The following is an 18,610-nucleotide window of genomic DNA, read 5'->3' on the forward strand; positions in this document are numbered from 1 at the left end:
TGTTTCTCCCTCCATAGGAGGAAGCAAAGCTCCGCCTGTCGGCGCAAATTCTTTTTCGTTCATGGTGGTGAAATACTGTCTGCATATACAGTTTTGGTGTGATCCCCCCATGAATTTTCTTATCGTTCGCCGCAGGGAGCGTGGCGTAGCAATACCTTCCGAAAGGCTCAGCAAGATCCAGCCTGTCAAAGGAGATATCCATATTCTGGAGAGCCACAGTCAGGCGCTGGGACGACCTTGTGTTCAGGCTTGGATATTCAAAAGCGATCCTGGCCCTGATGTGTTGCCGCGATTGCTCGATGCAAAGGTCAACGGCATGGCGCAGCTGGGGATGAACATCAATGGCGTTGAGGAGATCGACGGAGCCCTATATGCGCAATCGTGGTGGTGCCGTGTTGAGTAGCAATTGGGATGTGGTGTTCGTTCGGCAGGACGCCGGAGGAGGGGGCTAAAAGGCCAAGTGACTTTCCGAGTGACTTTGTAAACCATGGTTACGCACTGTTAGGCATCGTTGCAGCGAGCGCCTGGCGCGAAGCCTTGTATTTAGCGGCTTGTAGATGTGTCCGCTTGCATGGGGTGCTAGGGGTCGAGTGTTCGAATCACTCCGTCCCGACCATATTCCTAAAAGAGATCAAGCACTTAGCGGCTTGATCTCTTTTTTCCGTTTAGAGGCGGTGCAAACTGATTGCGCTGGCGGTAGTTGCATTTCGGGCCCCAGTGGTTTTCTCATCGTTCCGTTGGGCATTTAGATAGAGACGCAAACAGCTCTCTGTCACAGGTCGGTACCCCCTTTCTCCTCCCATTCCTATACCAGGCTGGCATTCATTGGATGTTCGGTGTGGTCATGGCTGTTGTAGTGGCCGTCATTCCACGCTGCACACCCAACGATGATTATTCCGGTATGGCGCACGAATGAAGGTCACATCCGTAAGCAGGATCATGCCTTTGTCCTGCAGGGCTTCAGTCAATTCAACAAGTGTCTCTGCTTCGATAGTCATTGCTGTTACCTCGTCAGATTTACTGTGCTCATAGTTGTGGACTGAATCCGCGTTCGTGGAATTCAATTTTTCTGCGCGGTTGATTGAGTTCCCAAGGGGTAGCTGTGACCGGGTTCCAATCTGGGGTTTGGTGCCCGGATTGATGAGCGGGTTCGGCCTGCCTTGCTAGGTTATCGGCTCGATGGGGGGAGGGCGCACGGGTGGCAACTACTCCTGCCACGTCCATGACTTGGCGCTTGTCACGGCTGGCTCACGCTGTCTAGTGGAGGGTGGCAATGCGCCTGTTTTCGCCAATTCTGATTCGGTCCAGCGCTCGGTTGAGTGCGTCCAGGGCATTGAGCAGGGCTTGTGCCTCGGTTTCCCGACCCTGACCCCAGAGGCGCTCGGCCATCTTGTTCAAGGCCTGGATGGAGCGCTCGATATCGGCGGCAGTGACTGCCTTGGCATCCTCCGGCTCTTTTCTAGGCATGGGCTGAGGCCTCGATTCTGGTTTGTTGGCGAACTGGATGATGGGTTTGCCAGTGTTCGATGGAGGGCTGTTTCCGGTTCGGTCTGGCGAGATTCATGGAAGGCCTGTCACTGACGACATTTCAAGGCCGCGGCTTGTATGTCGGAGGCGCTACCGACGTTGACGACGCTCATGCTGTCGGCGCCAAGTTCGGCTGCTTTATTGAAGGCCATATTCAGCGCGTCCCCATTGGAGGAGCCCTTCACGGTAAATACCGTCAGAACCTTGCAGGCCTGTGCCGAGGAGGCCGTCACCAGATCGACCTGCCTTCCTGCTTCCGTCAGTTGTGTGGTGCAAGCCGAGACCGAAGCCGCAGCGACGACAAGCAAGACAAGGCCACGCAGATTACGCATCACTGAACACTCCTGTCGACGAGGTTGTCGGCCTATCCCGGCCAGCCAGCCCCGGGCAATCATCGCGAGTACATCGCCCACCAGAACACATGGCCCAGGATCGAGATCTGCTGTTCCTGGATTTCGGCGAAGCTATAGTCTTCGTCTGGATGTTCATCCCGATTGAAGCTGCGCAGGCGCAGCCCGACCGGCAAACGGTAAACCTGCTTCACGCGCAACTGGCCATTGTGGTTGAGTGCATACATCTCCCCATCGACTACATCCTTCAGGGCATTCCTGCCGACGTTCACGCCAACGGTTGCGCCGTCGCGCAGCACCGGGACCATGCTGTTGCCGCTGACCGACACGCACTTGGCGTTGTTGAACTGCACGCCGTTCTGACGCAGGTCTTTCTTGAAGAAGCGCAGCCGGGCGGTATCGCTTTCTTCGATGACAAACCGGCCCGAGCCTGCAGCCAGCTCCACCTCGTGAAGAAAGGGGACGTAGACCTCGTTGTCATCGAGCGGGGTCGCATCGTCCCAGGTCTCGATATCGTCCAAATGCACGCTTGGCTGGATGCGTGCCGATGCGGTATCCGCCGCCTTGAGCATTTCTCCAACGCCTTCAGCGAGCCACATGGAGGAAACGCCGCATACCGAGGCAATCTGGGCGACAAAGGCCGTGGCCTTCGATTTGCCACGTTCCAGGTCGGAGATTGAGGTTTGGGTCAGGCCGGCACGTTCAGCGAGCTCTGTTTGATTGAGCTGGGCGTGGCGACGAGCTGTTTTGAGTCGATCTTTAAATTCCATCCGCCCAGTATTACGGGGGTTCCCATAAGCTTGCAAATGGGTATTCCTATATTGTACTATATGGGTGTTCCCGTAAGGGCGTCAGGCAGATAATCAAATGGATTTGCAGATGTTAAAAGAATGCAGATGTGGAAGTTGCAATCGACTTCTCGCTCGAGTGGGCGAGTTTACTGAGCTCCAGATCAAATGTTCCCGCTGTGGAACCTTGAATCATGTAAAGGCCGCGAGTCTCGAGCTATCGCCAGGAGCGGCCAGGTGTGACAGCGGCGTCGGTCATTGAGCCTGTGATGCAACGGCTCGTCCGGGCCAGAGGCCCGAACTGCTGTTGCATGACGGTTCCAGGCCGCGCGTAGCGCTTTCGCAGTCATTATTGGAATGGGTGGAGCTCTCACGCCGTGGCGGTCATCACTGCGCGTTGAAGCTATCGCCCCCTTCGTGAAAGCCAAGAGCTTCGATTTCCTCGCCTTTGAGCGACATGCAGGCGGAATCCTCCGCATCCATCATTCGACTCAATAGGTAACAACATGGCTTGGATTCGATACGACTTTACCGATAACGGCTCTTCTGTGCTGCCGGCTCGCTACTACATGGCGCCGAACCAGTATCTTCAATCCCCCAACAAGCGCTTCAAGCTGCTCTTCCAGCCCGATGGCAACCTGGCACTGTATGACGGCGCCCAGTTGGCATGGGTGGCTGACCAGAACACGCCGTTCACCAACGTGAGCAAGGGCAACAAGAAAGATCCGATGATGGTCTTCATGAACTACGGCTTTGTCCTGGATGACCCGCTGCGTGGCCGTATCTGGTCGACCACTCCGAGTGACCCCACCATGGGTTCGCGCGAAGATGCCTCGCTGCGTGCGTTCACCCAGCTTCAGGACGACGGGAACATCGTCACTGTCGACACCATCCCGCACTGGTATGCGCCCAATGGTCGTGTATTCACCCCGGCGGTGGGTACGGCAATGATCATCAGCGGTCCGGCCGAGCTGGTACCGGGCCAGCTCTACAGCGCTGGCGATCACGCTCTGGTCTTCCAGGGCGATGGCAACCTGGTGGTGTACGGGCCGAACTGGAGCGTGGTCTGGGCGACCTATACCCAGAACAAAGGTGGTGTGCGCTGCGTCATGCAGGCAGACGGCAACCTGGTGATCTACGCCGCGAACAATGCGGTCGTCTGGCAGAGCGGCACGGCTGGTCACCCCGGCGCAACCATCCGCCTGCAGGCCAACGGCAGTTTCACGATAGTGACCGAGCGGCCGATCTGGGCCCGCTTCGGCTATACCCCGACCATCAAGCCGCCGCGTGTGTTCTACCCCGATCACAAGTGGAAAACCGGTAGCTACACCTGGGACAACGTGTTCTAACGGCCTGCAAGAGGCCCCGCGACGATGCGGGGCTTCTACAGGCTTCACTCAAGGGCCCGGCAGGCTTGTTCTGCCGGGCTCTGCCCATTGGTGGCGCAGATTGAACGGGGTCACGAACGGGCAAGCGACAGCTGGCCTTCAAAGGCCGTGCGTTCAACCTTGAAAAACAGATTCTCCTGAGTACCGCCATTCACCTGCTTCAGGACGGTGTGCGACAACTGCCCGCCGATTTTCTCCATGGCTCGCTGTGAGCGGATATTCGAACCCGCAACATGGAACCAGACGGTGTCGACCCACTGAAAGGCGTGCCCGAGCATCAGGTACTTGAGTTCCTTGTTGGCACTGCCCCCCCATTTTTCGCGCGCCAGAAAGGTGTAGCCGATGGCAACTTCACGCTGGTCCTCGTTGAACTCGTAGTAGCGGGAGCTGCCTGCAACCTTGCCGCTGTCGCGGTCGATCACGATCAGGGTGCTCTTGGCCGCCAGTGCGTCGTCGTACCATTGGCGAAATACCGGCTCCTGATAGCGGGTCGAGCTTTGGTGCTGAGCCCAGATCAAGGGATCGCAGGCGACGCCATACAGCGCCGCGAAGTCCACGGCCTCAAGTGGGCGCAGTTCAAGTGATTCACCAACGAGCAGGGGCGAGAGGGGCAGCGATTGCATCAGTGATCTCCAAAGGACGAATGCATCTGTTTCGTTGCGCGAGGCTTGCTGGATGAGCAATATGCTCCGGTTGCATCACGGCTACGCGGGAGCCGGAACCTTAACAAGGCTCTGGCAGGCCTGAATAGCGCGGCACGGCTGCTGTTGGCCGCGAGTATCCCTGATCGGCCTGTGGCGCATCACCTGGTCAACCCCGCGCAATACTCAACAAGCGCGCAATCGCTCTGAGCACATCAATGGATGGCAACGCGACGATGAAATACCCCATTAGCCTGTTGGCATGCACGCTCTTACTGGCCTCGCCCGCGTGGGCGCAGGGCAAGCGGGTGATTCCCGGTAGCGAGCAGGTCGAGGCGGGTTATCTCTCGTCGCAATTGTTGCTGAAGCCCTGTACGGACGTGACGACGCTGGGCTTCAGCGCGGACGACAGCGCCCTGCACGATGCCGCCGCCGCGCGCCAGGCCTTGCCTGCGGGAACCTGCAACGACGCAGCGCTGGTGGAGAAACTGTTCAAGGCGCGCTTTGTGCAGTACGGCTCGATCACGCAGGTGTTCACCCCGTGGCAATTGGCACGGCAGGTCGACAGGCAGAACCGCGCCATCAGCCGTTGCCCGGATACCCAATGCCTGGGCCGCGAGCTGGATGCAGTGATTGCCGCGCTGGCGCCGGTGTATCTCGGTGCCAGCCGGGCCTGGCCCAGGGGCAAGGGGCTGTGCGCCAGCGAGCCGGTGGATAGCCCGGTGAACCAGGTCCTGGCGGTTCTGGGCGCCGACACCCGTCAGCAGATCAATGCGCAATGCGCGCAGGAGGGGGTGATTGCCACAACCTGCCGCGGCCCCCATGGCCAATTGCTGTTCTTGAGCTGTGGCATGAGCGGCAATCAGGTCAATTCAAGCCAATGGCTTTATCGTGCCGGCAAGGCACACGCCGAGCCGCTGTTCGCCGTCGAGGATGGCCCCCTGGGCGTACTGGCGACTTCCTGCAACGGCATGCCCGACCTGATGACCAGTGCACGGGTCAGTGCCGGGGAGCACAACGACACCTTCTACCAGTACGACGGCAAGGCCTATCAGCAGGTGTATTCCTACATCAGCACCTTTGTCGGTATCGATGCCAACGGCAATGACCTGGCTATCGCCCAGGCCGGCGCACTGGCCAAGGTCGCGTGCCGCTAGGGGGCGCGCATTGCTCACAGCGCGCGGCAAAGATCAAGATTGACCTCCCTGGCCGACGCCCAGAAGATGCGGCCCTTCGTATCCAGTCTTGGGAGAGGGCATGCAGGCTCATGACGCTTACTTCACTATCGACGCCGAGGCGCTGCAGGACCGCTCCCTGGCCGAGCTGGCTGCCGGGCAGCCGCTGCCGCTGCGCTGCGCAGGGCTGGACCTGAGCGGCCAGGACCTGTCCCGCATCAGCCTGCCCGGCGCCTGGTTCGAACGCTGCCTGCTGACCGGCGCCGATCTCACCGCGGCCAACCTGATCAATACCCGCTGGACCAGCTGCCGCGGCGGCCAGGCCAACCTGCGTTCTGCAGTGCTTACCGATGCCCGTTTCGAACGCTGTGACCTGAACAACACGCAATGGCAGCGCAGCAAGGTGGCCCATGCAAGCTTCGATGGCTGCAAGCTCACCGGCGCCCACTTCGGCGACGTGTCGGCCCTGGGCCTGAGCTTTTCCGACTGCCTGCTCAACAGCGCCATGCTCTCGGGCATCTCGTTCTACAAGTCGCAGTTGCACAACATTGATTTCAGCGAAGCCGACCTGACCTACTGCGACTTTCGCAAGGCGGTGTTTGTCGACGGCGGCAGCCTGTCCATGGCCCGGGTCAACAATGCCCGCTTCGATGACGCCGACCTGCGTGAAGCCAGCCTGCATGGGCTGCGCCTGGTGGATGCCAAGCTGTTCAAGGGGGCGATCATTTCCCGCAGCCAGGCCGGCATGCTCCTGGCCGGGCTGGGCCTGACCGTGCTCTGACTAGAGCCCGGCCGCTGCGGGTTGGGCCTGCAGCAACTCGTCGAGCACCCCCATGAAGGCTTCCACCAACTGGCTGCGGCCCTGCTTGCGGGTCAGTACCAGCAACTGGGCGGTGGCGCTGGGGTCGGCGAGGGGGCGGTAAGTCACGCCTTTTTTCGCCAGGGTCTGGGTGCAGCGGGGCACCAGGGCAATGCCCTGGCCGGCGGCGACCAGGGCGATGATCGAGGTGATCTGCCGGCCGCTGGGGCCCGGGCGCAATGGCAGGCCGTTGCGTCGGTAGAGTTGTTCGATGGCTTCGTTGAGCCCCGAGCCGTAGTCGGCGGGAAACAGGATCAGCGGATGCTCGCTAAGCTCGGCCAGAGTCACTTGCGCCTGCGCGGCCAAGGGGCTGTCGCTGGAGATCGCCGCCACCAGCGGTTCGTCCCCCAGGGACAGGGACTGGATATCGCTCTGCTCGCTCGGCGGTTGCATGCGGCTCATGCCGATGTCGATGCGCCCGTCGACAATCTGCGACCACTGGCTGACCGAAGCACCTTCCACCAGGGTCAATTGCACGTCCGGGAAGCGTTGGGCGAAGGCCTGGATCGCCTGGCTGAACAGGTCCGAGAGGGCGATGGAACTGGCGTAGCCCAGGGCCAGTTGCCCGGCGCAACCTGCAGCCAGCTTGCCGGCCATGACCTGGGCCAGGTCCACCTGTTCCAGCACGGCCCGGGCGTACGGCAGGAAATGCCGGCCCTGGGCGGTGAGGGTCACGGTGCGGCTGGTGCGGTCGAACAGGCGAAACCCCAGTTCGGTTTCCAGGGCCGAAATCTGCCGGGTCAGCGGCGGTTGCGCCAGGTGCAGGCGCAGGGCGGCGCGACCAAAATGCAGCTCTTCGGCGACCGTCAGAAAATAACGCAACTTGCGTAGATCGAGCATCCTGTTCCCTGGGTATTGATCGGTCGGAATTCGGTATTGGTCTTGGCTTGGCGACGTATTTTATAAAGGCCTTTGGTCATAAAACGAGAGGTTTCATGAATTCGCGTCAGCATTGTGCGCGCATCGCCCTGTTTCTGTGTGGTTGTGCGGCATTTCTCAACCTGTATGCGACCCAGGGCATTCTCCAGGAATTTGCCCAGAGCTTTCAGGTGAGCATCCGGGAAGCCGGCTGGAGCATCACCGTCACCACCCTGGCGGTGGCCCTCACTGCGCCCTTTGTCAGCCGCTTTACCGGGCGTTTCGATCAGCGCCGGGTGATTGTGGTGGCCGCGCTGTTGCTGGCGGTGCCGGCGGGGCTGGCGGCCTATGCCGGCAGTTTTACCCAGCTGCTGGTCTGGCGCCTGGTGGAGGGCATGCTGATCCCGGTGGTGTTCGCCACCAGCGTGGCCTACATCGGCGACCGCTGGAGCGGCGGCACCGTGACCGAAGTCACCAGCCTGTATGTCGCCGGCACCGTGCTGGGCGGCTTTGCCGGGCGTTTTGTCACCGGTTTCATGACCGAATACGTGGGCTGGCGCGAAGCCTTTGCCTTGCTCGCGGGCCTGAGCCTGCTGATCGGGGTGGCCATTCATTTGCTGCTGCCGGCCAACCCGCCCCTGACCGCGCCCCGGGCATCCGGCGGCCTCAGCGCCCTGCGCGAGCTGTGCCGGCGGCCCTTGCTGGCGGCCTACGGCGTGGGCTTCTGCGTGCTGTTCTCGCAAGTGGCCACCTTTACCTACGCCGGGCTCTACCTGAGCCAGGCGCCGTTCGACCTGGGGGCTGCTGCCCTGGGCGCGATCTACAGCGTGTTCCTGCTGGCCCTGGTGGTGATCCCCATCGCCGGGCGCCTGAGCAAGTCGCGGCCCCAGGCCGAGCTGCTGGTGGCCGCGGCGTTGCTCGGGGTCTGCGGTTCGGCCCTGACCCTGCTGCCGTCGCTGTGGCTGATCGTGCTGGGCCTGGCCCTGAGTTCCACCGGGGTGTTCCTGGCCCAGGCCGCCGCCAACTCCTTTACCACCGCCACCGCCCGCCACAACAAGGCCGGCGCCGTGGGCCTGTACCTGACCTGCTACTACCTGGGCGGCAGTTTTGGCGCCGTGGTCCCGGCCCTGCTCTGGAGCCACTGGGGCTGGCAGGGCTGCGTGGCGCTGATCGTGCTGTTCCAACTGCTGTCGCTGCTGATTGCCTGGGGCGGCTGGAAGCCCCTCGAACCCCAAACCCCGGTCGCGGCTCGCGAACCGTCCAACCCGATAGATTCATCATCCAACAAGGAATACGTGAGGTGACCATGAATAACGTACTGACCCGGCAGAGCCAGTTGCTGAAGATTGTCGAACCTGTGTTGAACGACATGCCGGCCAGTGTCTTGAAGCATGCGCTGTTCGAGGCGTTCTGGAGCGAAGAGGGCGCCCTGGTGGACATCGAGCATGCCTTCGAGAAGCTCACCTCCCGTCGCCACGAGCCGGCGGTGCTGCGCAAGTTCTTCGCCAGCTGGTCGAAGACCAACAACTCCGCCACCAGTGTGTCCGGGCTGGCCAACCGCATCACCTTGCTGGCCCGCTCCGGGCAGGGCTCGGAAGCCGCCGACGGCCTGTACCGGGCCTGCGGCAGCCTGCAGCGGATCACCGATGAAGACCTGGGCGCCCTGGGCAATACCCTGCATTCGGACCTGTTCTACAACATGGCCACGCCGATCTGCGGCGATGACCAGTGGCTGCTCAAGGAAAACTGCCTGCCCTCGGCCCAGGGCTTCAAGGACTGGACGGATTTTCGCCGCCTGCGTGACCGCGACCTGCTGCAGGGCCTGCTGACCACCCTGATCCACGAGGTCTACACCCACGGCGAAGTGGAGTTCATCCACCCGCTGTACAAGCAGTGGTTCGTCCGCGACATGGGGGTGCCGGCAGAGAAGGCGCGCACCACCGTGGCCTGGGTCACGGTGCACACCGGCGGCACCGAGAGCAATCACTTCGCCCATGCGGTGGCGGCGGTCAACGAGTTCGTCGATGCCATGCAGGTGCGGGTCGACCCGCAGGCCGCGCGGGAAATCTTCGCCGAATACCTGCAGCGCAAGGCTCGGGTAATGCGCGACTGTGCCCAGCTGTTGCGTTGATGGCTCCGGCCCGGCCCCGGCAACGGGGCTTGTGGCTGACCCAGGCTCGCCTATCCTGTTGCTGATTGACCCTTCCTTTTCATTTTGCAGCCTGCCTCGACAATGAATGACCTGAAACATCACGCCTCCCCGGAGGCATTGCCGGCGTCCGATGTGTCGGTGCGCCGCCGTTCCCTGGTGGCCGGTTGCGGCGCCCACGCGGTGCATGACGGCCTGACTGACGTGATCTATGTACTGCTGCCGATCTGGCAGGCGCAGTTCGCCATGAGCTACGCCCAGATCGGCCTGCTGCGCGGCGCCTATTCCGGGATGATGGCCGGCTTCCAGTTGCTGGCCAGCCGTGGAGCCAAGCGCTGGGGGCGCGAGCGCCTGCTGGTGGGTGGCACTGCCCTGGCCGGGCTGGCCTACCTGCTGGCGGGGCAGGCCGGGGGGCTGGGGGTGCTGCTCCTGGCGCTGCTGCTGGGCGGCCTGGGGGCCAGTACCCAGCACCCGCTGGCGTCCTCGATCATCACCGACACCCACGAGGCTGGCGGCGGGGTCAAGGAAGCGCTGTCCCAGTACAACTTCGCCGGGGACATCGGCAAGACCCTGATTCCCGGGTTGGTGGGGCTGCTGCTGACCGTGATCAGCTGGCGTGCCAGCGTGACCCTGATCGGCCTCCTGGGGCTGGCCGCTGCGCTGGCGCTGTGGTGGCTGATCCCGTCCCGGGCGGCGACCCTGGCCATGCAGGAAAAGGCGCCGAAGACGGTCAAGGGCCAGGGCTCGGTCGGCGGCCTGCGGGCACTGATCCTCACCGGCACCCTGGACAGTGCGGTACGCATGGGTTTCCTGACCTTCCTGCCGTTCCTGCTCAAGGCCAAGGGCGCCGGCACCGCCGGTATCGGCCTGGCCCTGACCCTGCTGTTCGTCGGTGGCGCTTTCGGCAAGCTGCTGTGCGGTTACCTCGGGGCGCGTATCGGCATGATGAAGACCGTGTGGATCACCGAGTTCACCACCGCCAGCCTGATCGTGCTGGCGGTATTCCTGCCCTATGTGGGGTTGATGGTGATGCTGCCGCTGCTGGGGCTGGCGCTGAACGGCACCTCGTCGGTGCTCTATGGCGCGGTGCCGGACCTGGCGGGGGCGGGCAAGCGCGAGCAGGCGTTCTCGCTGTTCTACACCGGCACCATCGGCGGCGGGGCACTGGCGCCGGTGCTGTTCGGCAGCCTCGGCGACGTCACCGGCATTCCCCTGGCGGTGATGGCCCTGGCCGCGACCCTGCTGCTGACCCTGCCGCTGTCCTGGTACGTGCAGCGTGGCCTGGACGCCGACGCCCGGTCCTTGCCCAGCCCCGGCTGAGGTCCCGCCAATGCCCTGACAGCGCAGGCCCGGCGCGGGATTGTCCGGGCCTGCTGCTTGCTGGTGGAGCGCTAGCCGCGCAGGCGCCATTCGGGCCCCGCGGCAGGGGCCGGCAGCGGCGCTGCCAGGGTCCTGGCCAGTTCGACGAAGCGCTCCAGGCAGCGCGACCCCAGGGGCGTGCGCCAACTGACCGTCTGTTCCAGCACATAGGGCTCGGCCAGCGGCACATAGACCACCCCGGGACGCTGCAGGGTCGCGGTGTAGTCGGGCACCACGGCCACCCCGCGCTCCGCCGCCACCAGGGACACCAGGGTGGTCATCTGCGACGCCGTGGGCCCCAGGCGCGGGATGATCCCGCTGTGGGCGCAGAGGTCCTCCAGGGCGGTGTTCAGGGCCGATCCGTAGGCGCTGGGAAAGGTCACGAAGGATTCCCCCGCCAGTTCGCAAAACCCCAGGCTGCTCCTGCCGGCGAAGGCGCTGCGCGACGGCACCGCCACCACCAGGGAATCGCGCGAACTCACCAGCGACTGCAAACCGTGGGCCGGCAAGTTGGGCGCCCCCAGCCAAAGCCGATATCCAGGCTGCCATCGATCAACTGCTGGCGCTGGCTGGCGGTGGACACCTCGCGAAACGCCAGCTCCACCTCCGGCAGGCTGCGGCTGGTGTTGCGGATCATCTCGGAGAAAGCGTTGGACAGGGGAATCGAGCTGGCATAGCCGATGACGATACGGCCGATGGCGCCATGGGCGATCTTGCGCGCGGTGGCCTCGGCCTCGCCGACGGCACTGATCACCCCCCGGGCCTGCTGCAGGAACAGTTCACCCTCCGGGGTCAGGCACACGGTGCGGGTCGAGCGTTCGAACAGGCGGATGCCCAGGCGCGCCTCCAGGGCGGCGATATGCCGGGTCAGCGGCGGTTGGGCGATCCGCAGGCGCAGGGCGGCGCGGCCGAAGTGCAATTCATCGGCAACGGTGACGAAATAACGCAGACGACGGAGCTCTAGCATTTCTTGTTTTTCCAGTATCAATCACGACGCAAACAGTATTGGCCGCTATTTGCGACTGTCATCAGAATGTAAGACGACCAGCCTAGACCAGCTTTCCAAGTTGCCGCAGGCGCATGGGTACAGGCTCGGTTCACTCTGTTTTCCGATTGTTTTCGCAGGTACAAAAATGACAAGCAGCGAAGCCACGGCCGTCCGTTTTTCCTTGTCCCAGCGTGCGCTGGGCCTCAGTGCTCCAGGCACCTCGAGCATGCGCAGCAAAGCCAACGCCCTGAAGGAAAGCGGGATCAAGGTGATCAATTTCGCCGCCGGCGAATTGTCCTTCGATGCCTGCGAGGACATGCGCGCCGGGGCCATCGAAGCCATCGCCAATGCGCGCAATCGCTACACCCCGCCCATCGGCCTGCCGGCCCTGCGCGAGAAGCTCGCGCAACGGGTCAGCCAGCGCACCGGGGCTGCGTTCGCCGCCAATGAAGTGGCGGTCACCGCCGGGGCCAAGCAGGCGCTCTACAACGCCTGCATGGTGCTGCTCAACCCCGGGGACGAGGTGATAGTGCCAACTCCGTACTGGGAAACCTTTCCCACCCAGATCCGCCTGGCCGGCGCCACTCCGGTGTGCGTCCAGACCCGCGCCGACCACTACAGGCTGACGGTGGACGCGGTGCGTGGCGCGCTCACCGAGCGCACCCGGATGATCGTCATCAACACCCCCAACAATCCCACCGGCACCGTCTATGAACGCGAGCAACTGCTGGCCATCGCCCAGATGGCCCAGGAGCGGCAACTGTGGGTGATGTTTGACGAGTGCTATCGCGGCCTGGTGCGCCAAGGCCACGAGCACCACAACATCCTGGCGCTGTGCCCGGCATTGAAAGGGCAGACGGTGCTGATCGATTCCTTCTCCAAGAGCCAGGCGGTGACCGGCTGGCGGGTCGGCTACGCCTGCGCCCCGGCGCCGGTGATCGCGGCCATGCACAACCTGCAGGGGCACACCACCTCAAACCCCAGCAGCCTGTCCCAGTACGCCGCGCTCAATACCCTGAACGCCGATTCGTCGCACTTTGCCGACCTGGTCAACCCGTTCCTGCAACGCCAGCTGCACGCCGCACGCACCTACCTCGACCGTCTGGAAGGGGTGAGCTATGCGCCGCCGGAAGGCGCCTTCTACCTGTATATCGATGTCTCTTCCCGGCTCGGCGGCTACTACCAGGGCGAAGCGGTGCGCGATGTGGATCACCTGGCCGACCTGCTGCTGACCGAGGCGCACATCGCGGTGGTGCCCGGCTCCGGTTGTGGCGACCCCCACTGCATCCGCATTTCCTACGCCGTGGAATATGAGGAACTGATCGAGGGCCTGGGCCGTTTCGCCCAGTTCATCTCGGCGATCGTCATCGACTGAAGCGGCTCCCGGCAGCCCAGCCCCCAGGGGATCAAGCCCGTTCCCGAGCCCGCCGTGGCCCGGGCCGGCGTCGTTCATCTTGTTGTCCGTGAAGTGAAGAACAATTACAGGAGAAAAACATGGAGAGTTCCCGCAAGGAGTTCATCGGCTACGTGCACCAGGCCCTGGTGGATGTCGAGGACCGCAACCTGGTGGAGGCCCTGCTGACGGGCTTTGAAAACCACCCCGACAAGCTGGACGGCTACTGCCTGACCTACCAGCGCATGACCTCGCGCAAGTGGTCCGAGGACTCGCTGTGCACCTTTTTCTGCGGCTGGCGCAGCCCGGATGGCGCGGCTCATGCGGTGTCCAGCATCATCGTGCGGCTGCTGCAGGAGTCCGAGGACCTGCCCGGTGATGACAACAAGCTCAAGCTGCTGGAGGCGGCCCGGCACTGCGGCGAGATCATCGTCGAGGACGTCGGCCTGGGCGAGATGCACGGCCATCCCCACCATTCCAAGCTCTACCACCGCATGGCCTCGGCCATCTGCGGCTCGGACAACTGGCGCCTGCAGGACAAGTACCTGAACCCCATCACCAAGGAGTTCTCCACCTGGGTCGGCGAGAAGCGCCCGCTGGCCCCGAACCTGGTGGAAGCCCTGGAGATGATGGCCCTGACCGAGCTGTTCAACACCGGCGAGTACAACCTGATGACACCGCTGTGGAAGAACTGGCTGCGCGAATCCTGCGGTTACCCCGCCGGGGAAGCCAACCGCATCGCCGGCTTCCTCAGCGTTCACTGCGGCGCCGTCGAGGCCCGGCATTTCCGCCACGCCACCGACGCCCTGAAGCTCTACACCCAGGCCACCGGCCAGCAGGTCAACTACCGGCGCATCGCAGCGCTGTCCGATGAGTACGTGCTGCGCGCCTGCCAGCACCTGGAGAAGATGGCCTCCGTACTCAAGGAATAAGCGCCTGCCAACCAGGCCGGGCAGGGCGCCTGCCCGGCACCGCAGGCCGGACCCTCATTCATTTATTGGAGAACTACCCACATGCGTCTTGAATCCGACTCGATGGGTTCCATTTCGGTACCGTCCAACAAGTACTGGGGAGCCCAGACCGAACGCTCCATCCACAACTTCCCCATTGGCCGTGCACGCTTCCAGTGGGGGGCGCCGATGATCCGCAGCATGGGCATCCTGAAGAAGGCCGCGGCCCTGGCCAACCTCAAGCTCGGCGAGCTGCCGGAAGCCATTGCGCTGCCCATCGTCAAGGCGGCGGATGAGGTGATCAGCGGGCAACTGGACGAGCATTTCCCGCTGGTGGTGTTCCAGACCGGTTCCGGCACCCAGTCCAACATGAACGCCAACGAAGTGATCGCCAACCGGGCCATCGAGATGCTCGGCGGCGAGCTGGGCAGCAAGAAGCCGATCCACCCCAACGACCACGTCAACCGTGGCCAGTCGTCCAACGACACCTTCCCCACGGCGATGTACATGGTGGTGGTGACGGAGATCTTCGAAACCCTGCTGCCGGGCGTCTCGGTGCTGCGCGACACGCTGTTCGAGAAGGCCGAGCAGTACCGCGATGTGGTCAAGGTCGGACGCACCCACTTGCAGGACGCCACCCCCATCACCCTGGGCCAGGAGATCGGTGGCTGGGTCGAGCAGATCGACTACGCCCTGGCGGCCATCCAGCACAACCTCACCGGCCTCTACGACCTGGCCATCGGCGGCACGGCGGTGGGCACCGGGCTCAACTCCCATCCGCAGTTCGGCGACGAATGCGCCCGGGTCATCGCCGAGCTCACCGGCTACCCGTTCAAGTCCTGCGCCAACAAGTTCTTCGCCCTGTCGGCCCATGACGCACTGATCAACACCTCGGCGGCGATCCGCACCCTGGCCATGGCCCTGATGAAGATCGCCAACGACGTGCGCTGGCTGGCCAGCGGGCCGCGCTGCGGCATCGGCGAGATCGACATTCCAGAGAACGAGCCGGGCTCCTCGATCATGCCGGGCAAGGTCAACCCGACCCAGTGCGAGGCGCTGACCATGGTCTGTACCCAGGTCTTCGGCAACGATGCCACCGTGGCCTTCGCTGGCAGCCAGGGCAATTTCCAGCTCAACGTCTACAAGCCGGTGATGGTGCACAACGTGCTGGAAAGCATCACCTTGCTGGCCGAGTCCTGCCGGGCCTTCAACGACCACTGCGCGGTGGGCATCGAGCCGAACCGGGCGCGCATCGAGGCCAATATCGAGAAGAACCTGATGCTGGTGACCGCCCTCAACCGCCACATCGGCTATGACAAGGCCGCGATCATCGCCAAGACCGCCCACCACGAGGGCAAGTCGCTGCGGGACGTGGCCCAGCAGCTGGGCTATGTCTCGGCGGCGGATTTCGACCGCTACGTGGTGGCCCTGGACATGACCCACCCCTGAGCGAACCCGGTGTTCCCCAACCACAAGAGGCGTGTGAATCCCATGCAGGAAGCTGATATTCGCCGAACCAACCTGAGCCAGTTGCTGCGCCGCAAGCGCTGCCTTCGCGTGCTCGAAGCCCACAGCCCGATCTCCGCTCTGCTGGCGGAGCAATCCAGGCTGGAGCGGGGCAGCGGACCGAGCCTGGTCTACGACGCCATCTGGTCCAGCTCCCTTACCGACTCGACCCACAAGGGCCTGCCGGACATCGAGATCCTCTCGCCGAGCAACCGCTTGCACGGCATCCGCGAGATCTTCGATGTGTGTTCGTTGCCAATGATTTTCGACGGCGATACCGGGGGCAAGGCCGAGCACTTCGCCATCCACGTGAAGATGCTGGACCGGGCCGGGGTCTCGGCGGTGGTGATCGAGGACAAGTGCGGGCTGAAGAAGAACTCGCTGTTCGGCAACGCGGTGAGCCAGCTCCAGGACTCCATCGAGGAGTTCTGCGAAAAGATCCGCGTGGGCTGCGCCAACCGCAGCCACGAGGATCTGCTGATCATCGCCCGTTGTGAAAGCCTGATCCTCGACAAGGGCATGGACGATGCCATCGAGCGCTGCCTGGCCTATGTCGCGGCCGGCGCCGACGGGATCATGATCCACAGCCGCAAGAAGGACGGCCTGGAGATCCTCGAGTTCGCCCGGTTGTTCCGCCGCCACTGCCCGCGTGTGCCGCTGATCTGTGTGCCCACCAGCTACGCTCACTTGAGTTTCGACGAGCTGGAGGGGGCGGGCTTCAACGCGGTGATCTACGCCAACCACATGCTGCGCAGTGCCTACATGGCCATGCGTGATGTGGCGGTGGGGATTCTCGAGCATGGCCGGACCTTGGAGGTGGAGCCGCGGTGCCTGGGCATCGACGAGATCCTCGACCTGGTGCCGGGCACCCGTTAGGCACTCGCGGCCAACCCCCTTCGCAGGGCCCTGGAACGGGCGTGCTTTATCCGATTCCACTCCGAGATTCGGAACGTTCTGAATTCAGAATTTTCCTACAGACGCTGTGGGGGGCGCTGTCTAGACTCGCTCCCCGTTCGCCCGGCCAGCTACCACAGGCAACACGCTGAATGGCGGTGGTTGGTCAGGGCGGGCTGCAACACGGCTGTACCTGCCTGCCCGGTCCATGTTTCGCCTACTGCCCAGGCTGACCGGGTTGGTTCTACAGCGTGGGGCACTCATGGCCCCGGTCCCCGCTTCCCCCCAACCTCTCATCGCCCCAGCCAGCCCCCTGATACCCGGCGATCGCCAGTGGCTCAGGGCAAGGTCTGGGCGCGGGCCAGGCTCGGTGCCTGCGCGCCATCCTCCCAGGCACCACCCAGGGCCCGGAACAGATTTACCTCGGCCAGCAACTGCGCCAGGCGGTCATTGATCAGCCCTTGCTGGGCGCTGAACAGCGAGCGCTGGGCATCGAGGAACACCAGGTTGCTGTCGACGCCGATGCGGTAGCGGTGCTCGGCCAGGTTGTAGTAGTCCTGGCTGGCCTGCACCAGGCTGTGCTGGGCACTCAGTTGCTGCTGGAAGGTCTGGCGCGCGGCCAGGCCGTCGGCGACTTCCTGGAAGGCGGTCTGGATGGCCTTTTCATACTGGGCGACGCTGATGTCCTTCTGCAGCCGGGCGTAATCCAGGCTGGCCCGCAGGCTGCCGGCATTGAAGATCGGCAGGTTGATCTGCGGCTGGAAGGTCCAGGCCCCGGCACCGCCCTTGAACAGCCCGGACAGCTCCTTGCTGGCGCTGCCGGCGTTGGCGGTCAGGCTGACGCTGGGGAAGAACGCTGCACGGGCCGCGCCTATATTGGCGTTGGCGGCCTGCAACTGGTACTCGGCCTGGAGAATGTCCGGGCGCCGCTGCAGCAGGTCCGAGGGCAGGCCCGCGGGCACCTGGGCCAGCATGCCCTCGGCCAGCCCGCGCCGGGGCAGGGCGTCGGGCAGCGGTGCCCCCACCAGCAGCGTCAGGTTGTTCAGGTCCTGGGCCACCTGGCGCTGGTAGCGGGCCAGGCTGGCGCGGGCACTGTCGACGCTGGTGCGGGCCTGGGCCACGTCCAGGGCCGAGATCTTGCCGGCGCTGCCATTGCGGGCGGTCAGGCGCAGGCTCTGTTCGTCCGCGGCCAGGGTCTTGCGGGTCAGCTCCAGCAGCTCCTGGTCGGCACACCAGCTCAGGTAGGCCGTGGCGACATTGGCCACCAGGCTCAACTGCGCGCTGCGCCGTGCCTCTTCGCTGGACAGATAGGTCATCAGCGCCTGCTGGCTGAGGCTGCGGATGCGCCCGAAGAAGTCCAGCTCATAGGCACTGATGCCCAGGTTGGCGGAGTAGCTGGAGCTGATCAGTGCCTTGCTGCCGGTCATCTGTTCCGGCAGGCGCTGGCGCTTGCCCGAGGCGCCGGCGCTCACCGCCGGGAACAGGTCGGCACGCTGGATGCGGTACTGGGCCTGGTAGGCCGCGACATTCAGCGCCGCCACTCGCAGGTCGCGGTTGTTCTGCAGGGCGCTGTGAATCAATTGCTGCAGCAACGGGTCCTGGAACAGTCCCTGCCAGTCGGCCCCCGGGTTGCCGGCAGCGGGGGCGAAGGCTGCGCCCTGTGGGTACTGGGGCGCCACGGGAGCGGTCGGGCGCTGGTAGTCCGGGGCCAGGGAGCAGCCGCCGAGGGCCAGGGCCAGGGCCGCCAGGGTCAGTGGGGAGTTACGCATTGATCAGCCTCGTGAC

General features: G+C 63.8%; 21 protein-coding genes. 12 read left to right on the forward strand and 9 right to left on the reverse strand.

Features of this window, described 5'->3' with window-relative positions; translation table 11 throughout:
- Window positions 1-109 precede the first annotated feature (109 nt).
- A complete protein-coding gene (locus tag KI242_RS11300) occupies window positions 110-403 on the forward strand; it encodes a hypothetical protein (protein WP_212806151.1) in 294 nt (97 codons plus the stop codon).
- A gap of 460 nt (window positions 404-863) precedes the next feature.
- Here the strand turns inward: KI242_RS11300 and KI242_RS31970 are convergent, their stop codons facing one another.
- From KI242_RS31970 to KI242_RS11315, 4 genes are all read right to left on the reverse strand, one after another.
- Window positions 864-998, reverse strand: a complete 135-nt coding sequence (locus tag KI242_RS31970) for a hypothetical protein (RefSeq protein ID WP_280517146.1) — start codon at window positions 996-998, stop codon at window positions 864-866.
- A gap of 259 nt (window positions 999-1,257) precedes the next feature.
- On the reverse strand, window positions 1,258-1,467 hold the full coding sequence (locus KI242_RS11305; RefSeq protein WP_011060426.1) for a hypothetical protein: 210 nt from the start codon (window positions 1,465-1,467) through the stop codon (window positions 1,258-1,260).
- A gap of 107 nt (window positions 1,468-1,574) precedes the next feature.
- Window positions 1,575-1,859, reverse strand: coding sequence for a hypothetical protein (locus KI242_RS11310; RefSeq protein WP_212806152.1), 285 nt, complete (start codon window positions 1,857-1,859; stop codon window positions 1,575-1,577).
- Window positions 1,860-1,918: 59 nt separating this feature from the next.
- Window positions 1,919-2,647, reverse strand: a complete 729-nt coding sequence (locus KI242_RS11315; RefSeq protein ID WP_053150383.1) for a helix-turn-helix transcriptional regulator — start codon at window positions 2,645-2,647, stop codon at window positions 1,919-1,921.
- A 109-nt stretch (window positions 2,648-2,756) separates the two neighbouring features.
- Here KI242_RS11315 and KI242_RS11320 point away from each other — a divergent pair, with 109 nt between their 5' ends.
- Window positions 2,757-2,927, forward strand: coding sequence for a Com family DNA-binding transcriptional regulator (locus tag KI242_RS11320; RefSeq protein ID WP_072444854.1), 171 nt, complete (start codon window positions 2,757-2,759; stop codon window positions 2,925-2,927).
- Between the two features lie 244 nt (window positions 2,928-3,171).
- The gene (locus KI242_RS11325) at window positions 3,172-4,014 is read left to right on the forward strand and encodes a putidacin L1 family lectin-like bacteriocin (protein ID WP_011060428.1); all 843 of its coding nucleotides are present in this window, start codon (window positions 3,172-3,174) and stop codon (window positions 4,012-4,014) included.
- A gap of 110 nt (window positions 4,015-4,124) precedes the next feature.
- Here the strand turns inward: KI242_RS11325 and KI242_RS11330 are convergent, their stop codons facing one another.
- Window positions 4,125-4,676, reverse strand: a complete 552-nt coding sequence (locus KI242_RS11330; protein WP_015634926.1) for a GNAT family N-acetyltransferase — start codon at window positions 4,674-4,676, stop codon at window positions 4,125-4,127.
- A 254-nt stretch (window positions 4,677-4,930) separates the two neighbouring features.
- Between KI242_RS11330 and KI242_RS11335 the strand changes: the two genes are divergently transcribed.
- Window positions 4,931-5,851, forward strand: coding sequence for a hypothetical protein (locus tag KI242_RS11335; RefSeq protein WP_244868182.1), 921 nt, complete (start codon window positions 4,931-4,933; stop codon window positions 5,849-5,851).
- Window positions 5,852-5,951: 100 nt separating this feature from the next.
- Complete coding sequence (locus tag KI242_RS11340) at window positions 5,952-6,650, forward strand: pentapeptide repeat-containing protein (protein WP_072444810.1); 699 nt, start codon at window positions 5,952-5,954, stop codon at window positions 6,648-6,650.
- On the opposite strand, the gene KI242_RS11345 is transcribed toward KI242_RS11340, so the two are convergent.
- Window positions 6,651-7,568, reverse strand: coding sequence for a LysR family transcriptional regulator (locus KI242_RS11345; RefSeq protein ID WP_011060434.1), 918 nt, complete (start codon window positions 7,566-7,568; stop codon window positions 6,651-6,653).
- A 95-nt stretch (window positions 7,569-7,663) separates the two neighbouring features.
- On the opposite strand from KI242_RS11345, the gene KI242_RS11350 reads away from it, so the two are divergent.
- The 3 genes from KI242_RS11350 (at window position 7,664) to KI242_RS11360 (ending at window position 11,055) form a co-directional block, all read left to right on the forward strand.
- The gene (locus KI242_RS11350) at window positions 7,664-8,890 is read left to right on the forward strand and encodes an MFS transporter (RefSeq protein ID WP_011060435.1); all 1,227 of its coding nucleotides are present in this window, start codon (window positions 7,664-7,666) and stop codon (window positions 8,888-8,890) included.
- Between the two features lie 2 nt (window positions 8,891-8,892).
- Window positions 8,893-9,717 (forward strand): hypothetical protein, encoded by an 825-nt coding sequence (locus KI242_RS11355; RefSeq protein WP_011060436.1) that lies wholly within the window; start codon window positions 8,893-8,895, stop codon window positions 9,715-9,717.
- 102 nt (window positions 9,718-9,819) lie between these two features.
- Window positions 9,820-11,055 carry an MFS transporter gene (locus KI242_RS11360; RefSeq protein WP_011060437.1) on the forward strand — a complete coding sequence of 412 codons (1,236 nt, stop codon included), beginning with the start codon at window positions 9,820-9,822 and terminating at the stop codon, window positions 11,053-11,055.
- A 71-nt stretch (window positions 11,056-11,126) separates the two neighbouring features.
- On the opposite strand, the gene KI242_RS31740 is transcribed toward KI242_RS11360, so the two are convergent.
- Window positions 11,127-11,576 carry a LysR family substrate-binding domain-containing protein gene (locus KI242_RS31740; protein ID WP_244868183.1) on the reverse strand — a complete coding sequence of 150 codons (450 nt, stop codon included), beginning with the start codon at window positions 11,574-11,576 and terminating at the stop codon, window positions 11,127-11,129.
- Window positions 11,573-12,061, reverse strand: coding sequence for a LysR family transcriptional regulator (locus KI242_RS31745; RefSeq protein ID WP_244868184.1), 489 nt, complete (start codon window positions 12,059-12,061; stop codon window positions 11,573-11,575). Before KI242_RS31745 ends, KI242_RS31740 begins: the two co-directional genes overlap by 4 nt.
- 166 nt (window positions 12,062-12,227) lie before the next feature.
- Here KI242_RS31745 and KI242_RS11370 point away from each other — a divergent pair, with 166 nt between their 5' ends.
- The 4 genes from KI242_RS11370 to aepX all read left to right on the forward strand — a co-directional run bounded on the left by KI242_RS11370 (window position 12,228) and on the right by aepX (window position 16,807).
- Window positions 12,228-13,457, forward strand: a complete 1,230-nt coding sequence (locus tag KI242_RS11370; RefSeq protein WP_212806154.1) for a pyridoxal phosphate-dependent aminotransferase — start codon at window positions 12,228-12,230, stop codon at window positions 13,455-13,457.
- Between the two features lie 119 nt (window positions 13,458-13,576).
- Window positions 13,577-14,407, forward strand: coding sequence for a hypothetical protein (locus KI242_RS11375; protein WP_015634930.1), 831 nt, complete (start codon window positions 13,577-13,579; stop codon window positions 14,405-14,407).
- Window positions 14,408-14,488: 81 nt separating this feature from the next.
- On the forward strand, window positions 14,489-15,874 hold the full coding sequence (fumC, locus tag KI242_RS11380; protein ID WP_161467372.1) for a class II fumarate hydratase: 1,386 nt from the start codon (window positions 14,489-14,491) through the stop codon (window positions 15,872-15,874).
- 42 nt (window positions 15,875-15,916) lie between these two features.
- Window positions 15,917-16,807: a phosphoenolpyruvate mutase gene (gene aepX / locus KI242_RS11385; protein ID WP_011060442.1), complete on the forward strand. Its 891-nt coding sequence runs from the start codon at window positions 15,917-15,919 to the stop codon at window positions 16,805-16,807.
- A 356-nt stretch (window positions 16,808-17,163) separates the two neighbouring features.
- Here aepX and KI242_RS11390 read toward each other — a convergent pair whose 3' ends face one another.
- Window positions 17,164-18,594 (reverse strand): efflux transporter outer membrane subunit, encoded by a 1,431-nt coding sequence (locus KI242_RS11390; protein ID WP_015634931.1) that lies wholly within the window; start codon window positions 18,592-18,594, stop codon window positions 17,164-17,166.
- Window positions 18,595-18,610 lie beyond the last annotated feature (16 nt).

The sequence above is a fragment of the Pseudomonas sp. Eqa60 genome, from assembly GCF_018326405.1.
Lineage (GTDB): Bacteria > Pseudomonadota > Gammaproteobacteria > Pseudomonadales > Pseudomonadaceae > Aquipseudomonas > Aquipseudomonas protegens.

Bases quoted from the DNA above. Each gene is read 5' to 3' on its own strand.
- KI242_RS31745 (WP_244868184.1), bottom strand. From the start codon at position 12,061: ATGCTAGAGCTCCGTCGTCTGCGTTATTTCGTCACCGTTGCCGATGAA.
- KI242_RS11360 (WP_011060437.1), top strand. From the start codon at position 9,820: ATGAATGACCTGAAACATCACGCCTCCCCGGAGGCATTGCCGGCGTCC.
- fumC (WP_161467372.1), top strand. From the start codon at position 14,489: ATGCGTCTTGAATCCGACTCGATGGGTTCCATTTCGGTACCGTCCAAC.
- KI242_RS11375 (WP_015634930.1), top strand. From the start codon at position 13,577: ATGGAGAGTTCCCGCAAGGAGTTCATCGGCTACGTGCACCAGGCCCTG.
- KI242_RS11355 (WP_011060436.1), top strand. From the start codon at position 8,893: ATGAATAACGTACTGACCCGGCAGAGCCAGTTGCTGAAGATTGTCGAA.
- KI242_RS11390 (WP_015634931.1), bottom strand. From the start codon at position 18,594: ATGCGTAACTCCCCACTGACCCTGGCGGCCCTGGCCCTGGCCCTCGGC.
- KI242_RS11335 (WP_244868182.1), top strand. From the start codon at position 4,931: ATGAAATACCCCATTAGCCTGTTGGCATGCACGCTCTTACTGGCCTCG.
- KI242_RS11345 (WP_011060434.1), bottom strand. From the start codon at position 7,568: ATGCTCGATCTACGCAAGTTGCGTTATTTTCTGACGGTCGCCGAAGAG.
- KI242_RS11350 (WP_011060435.1), top strand. From the start codon at position 7,664: ATGAATTCGCGTCAGCATTGTGCGCGCATCGCCCTGTTTCTGTGTGGT.
- KI242_RS11325 (WP_011060428.1), top strand. From the start codon at position 3,172: ATGGCTTGGATTCGATACGACTTTACCGATAACGGCTCTTCTGTGCTG.
- KI242_RS11330 (WP_015634926.1), bottom strand. From the start codon at position 4,676: ATGCAATCGCTGCCCCTCTCGCCCCTGCTCGTTGGTGAATCACTTGAA.
- KI242_RS11370 (WP_212806154.1), top strand. From the start codon at position 12,228: ATGACAAGCAGCGAAGCCACGGCCGTCCGTTTTTCCTTGTCCCAGCGT.
- KI242_RS11340 (WP_072444810.1), top strand. From the start codon at position 5,952: ATGCAGGCTCATGACGCTTACTTCACTATCGACGCCGAGGCGCTGCAG.
- KI242_RS11315 (WP_053150383.1), bottom strand. From the start codon at position 2,647: ATGGAATTTAAAGATCGACTCAAAACAGCTCGTCGCCACGCCCAGCTC.
- KI242_RS11310 (WP_212806152.1), bottom strand. From the start codon at position 1,859: ATGCGTAATCTGCGTGGCCTTGTCTTGCTTGTCGTCGCTGCGGCTTCG.
- KI242_RS11305 (WP_011060426.1), bottom strand. From the start codon at position 1,467: ATGCCTAGAAAAGAGCCGGAGGATGCCAAGGCAGTCACTGCCGCCGAT.
- aepX (WP_011060442.1), top strand. From the start codon at position 15,917: ATGCAGGAAGCTGATATTCGCCGAACCAACCTGAGCCAGTTGCTGCGC.
- KI242_RS11300 (WP_212806151.1), top strand. From the start codon at position 110: ATGAATTTTCTTATCGTTCGCCGCAGGGAGCGTGGCGTAGCAATACCT.
- KI242_RS11320 (WP_072444854.1), top strand. From the start codon at position 2,757: ATGTTAAAAGAATGCAGATGTGGAAGTTGCAATCGACTTCTCGCTCGA.
- KI242_RS31970 (WP_280517146.1), bottom strand. From the start codon at position 998: ATGACTATCGAAGCAGAGACACTTGTTGAATTGACTGAAGCCCTGCAG.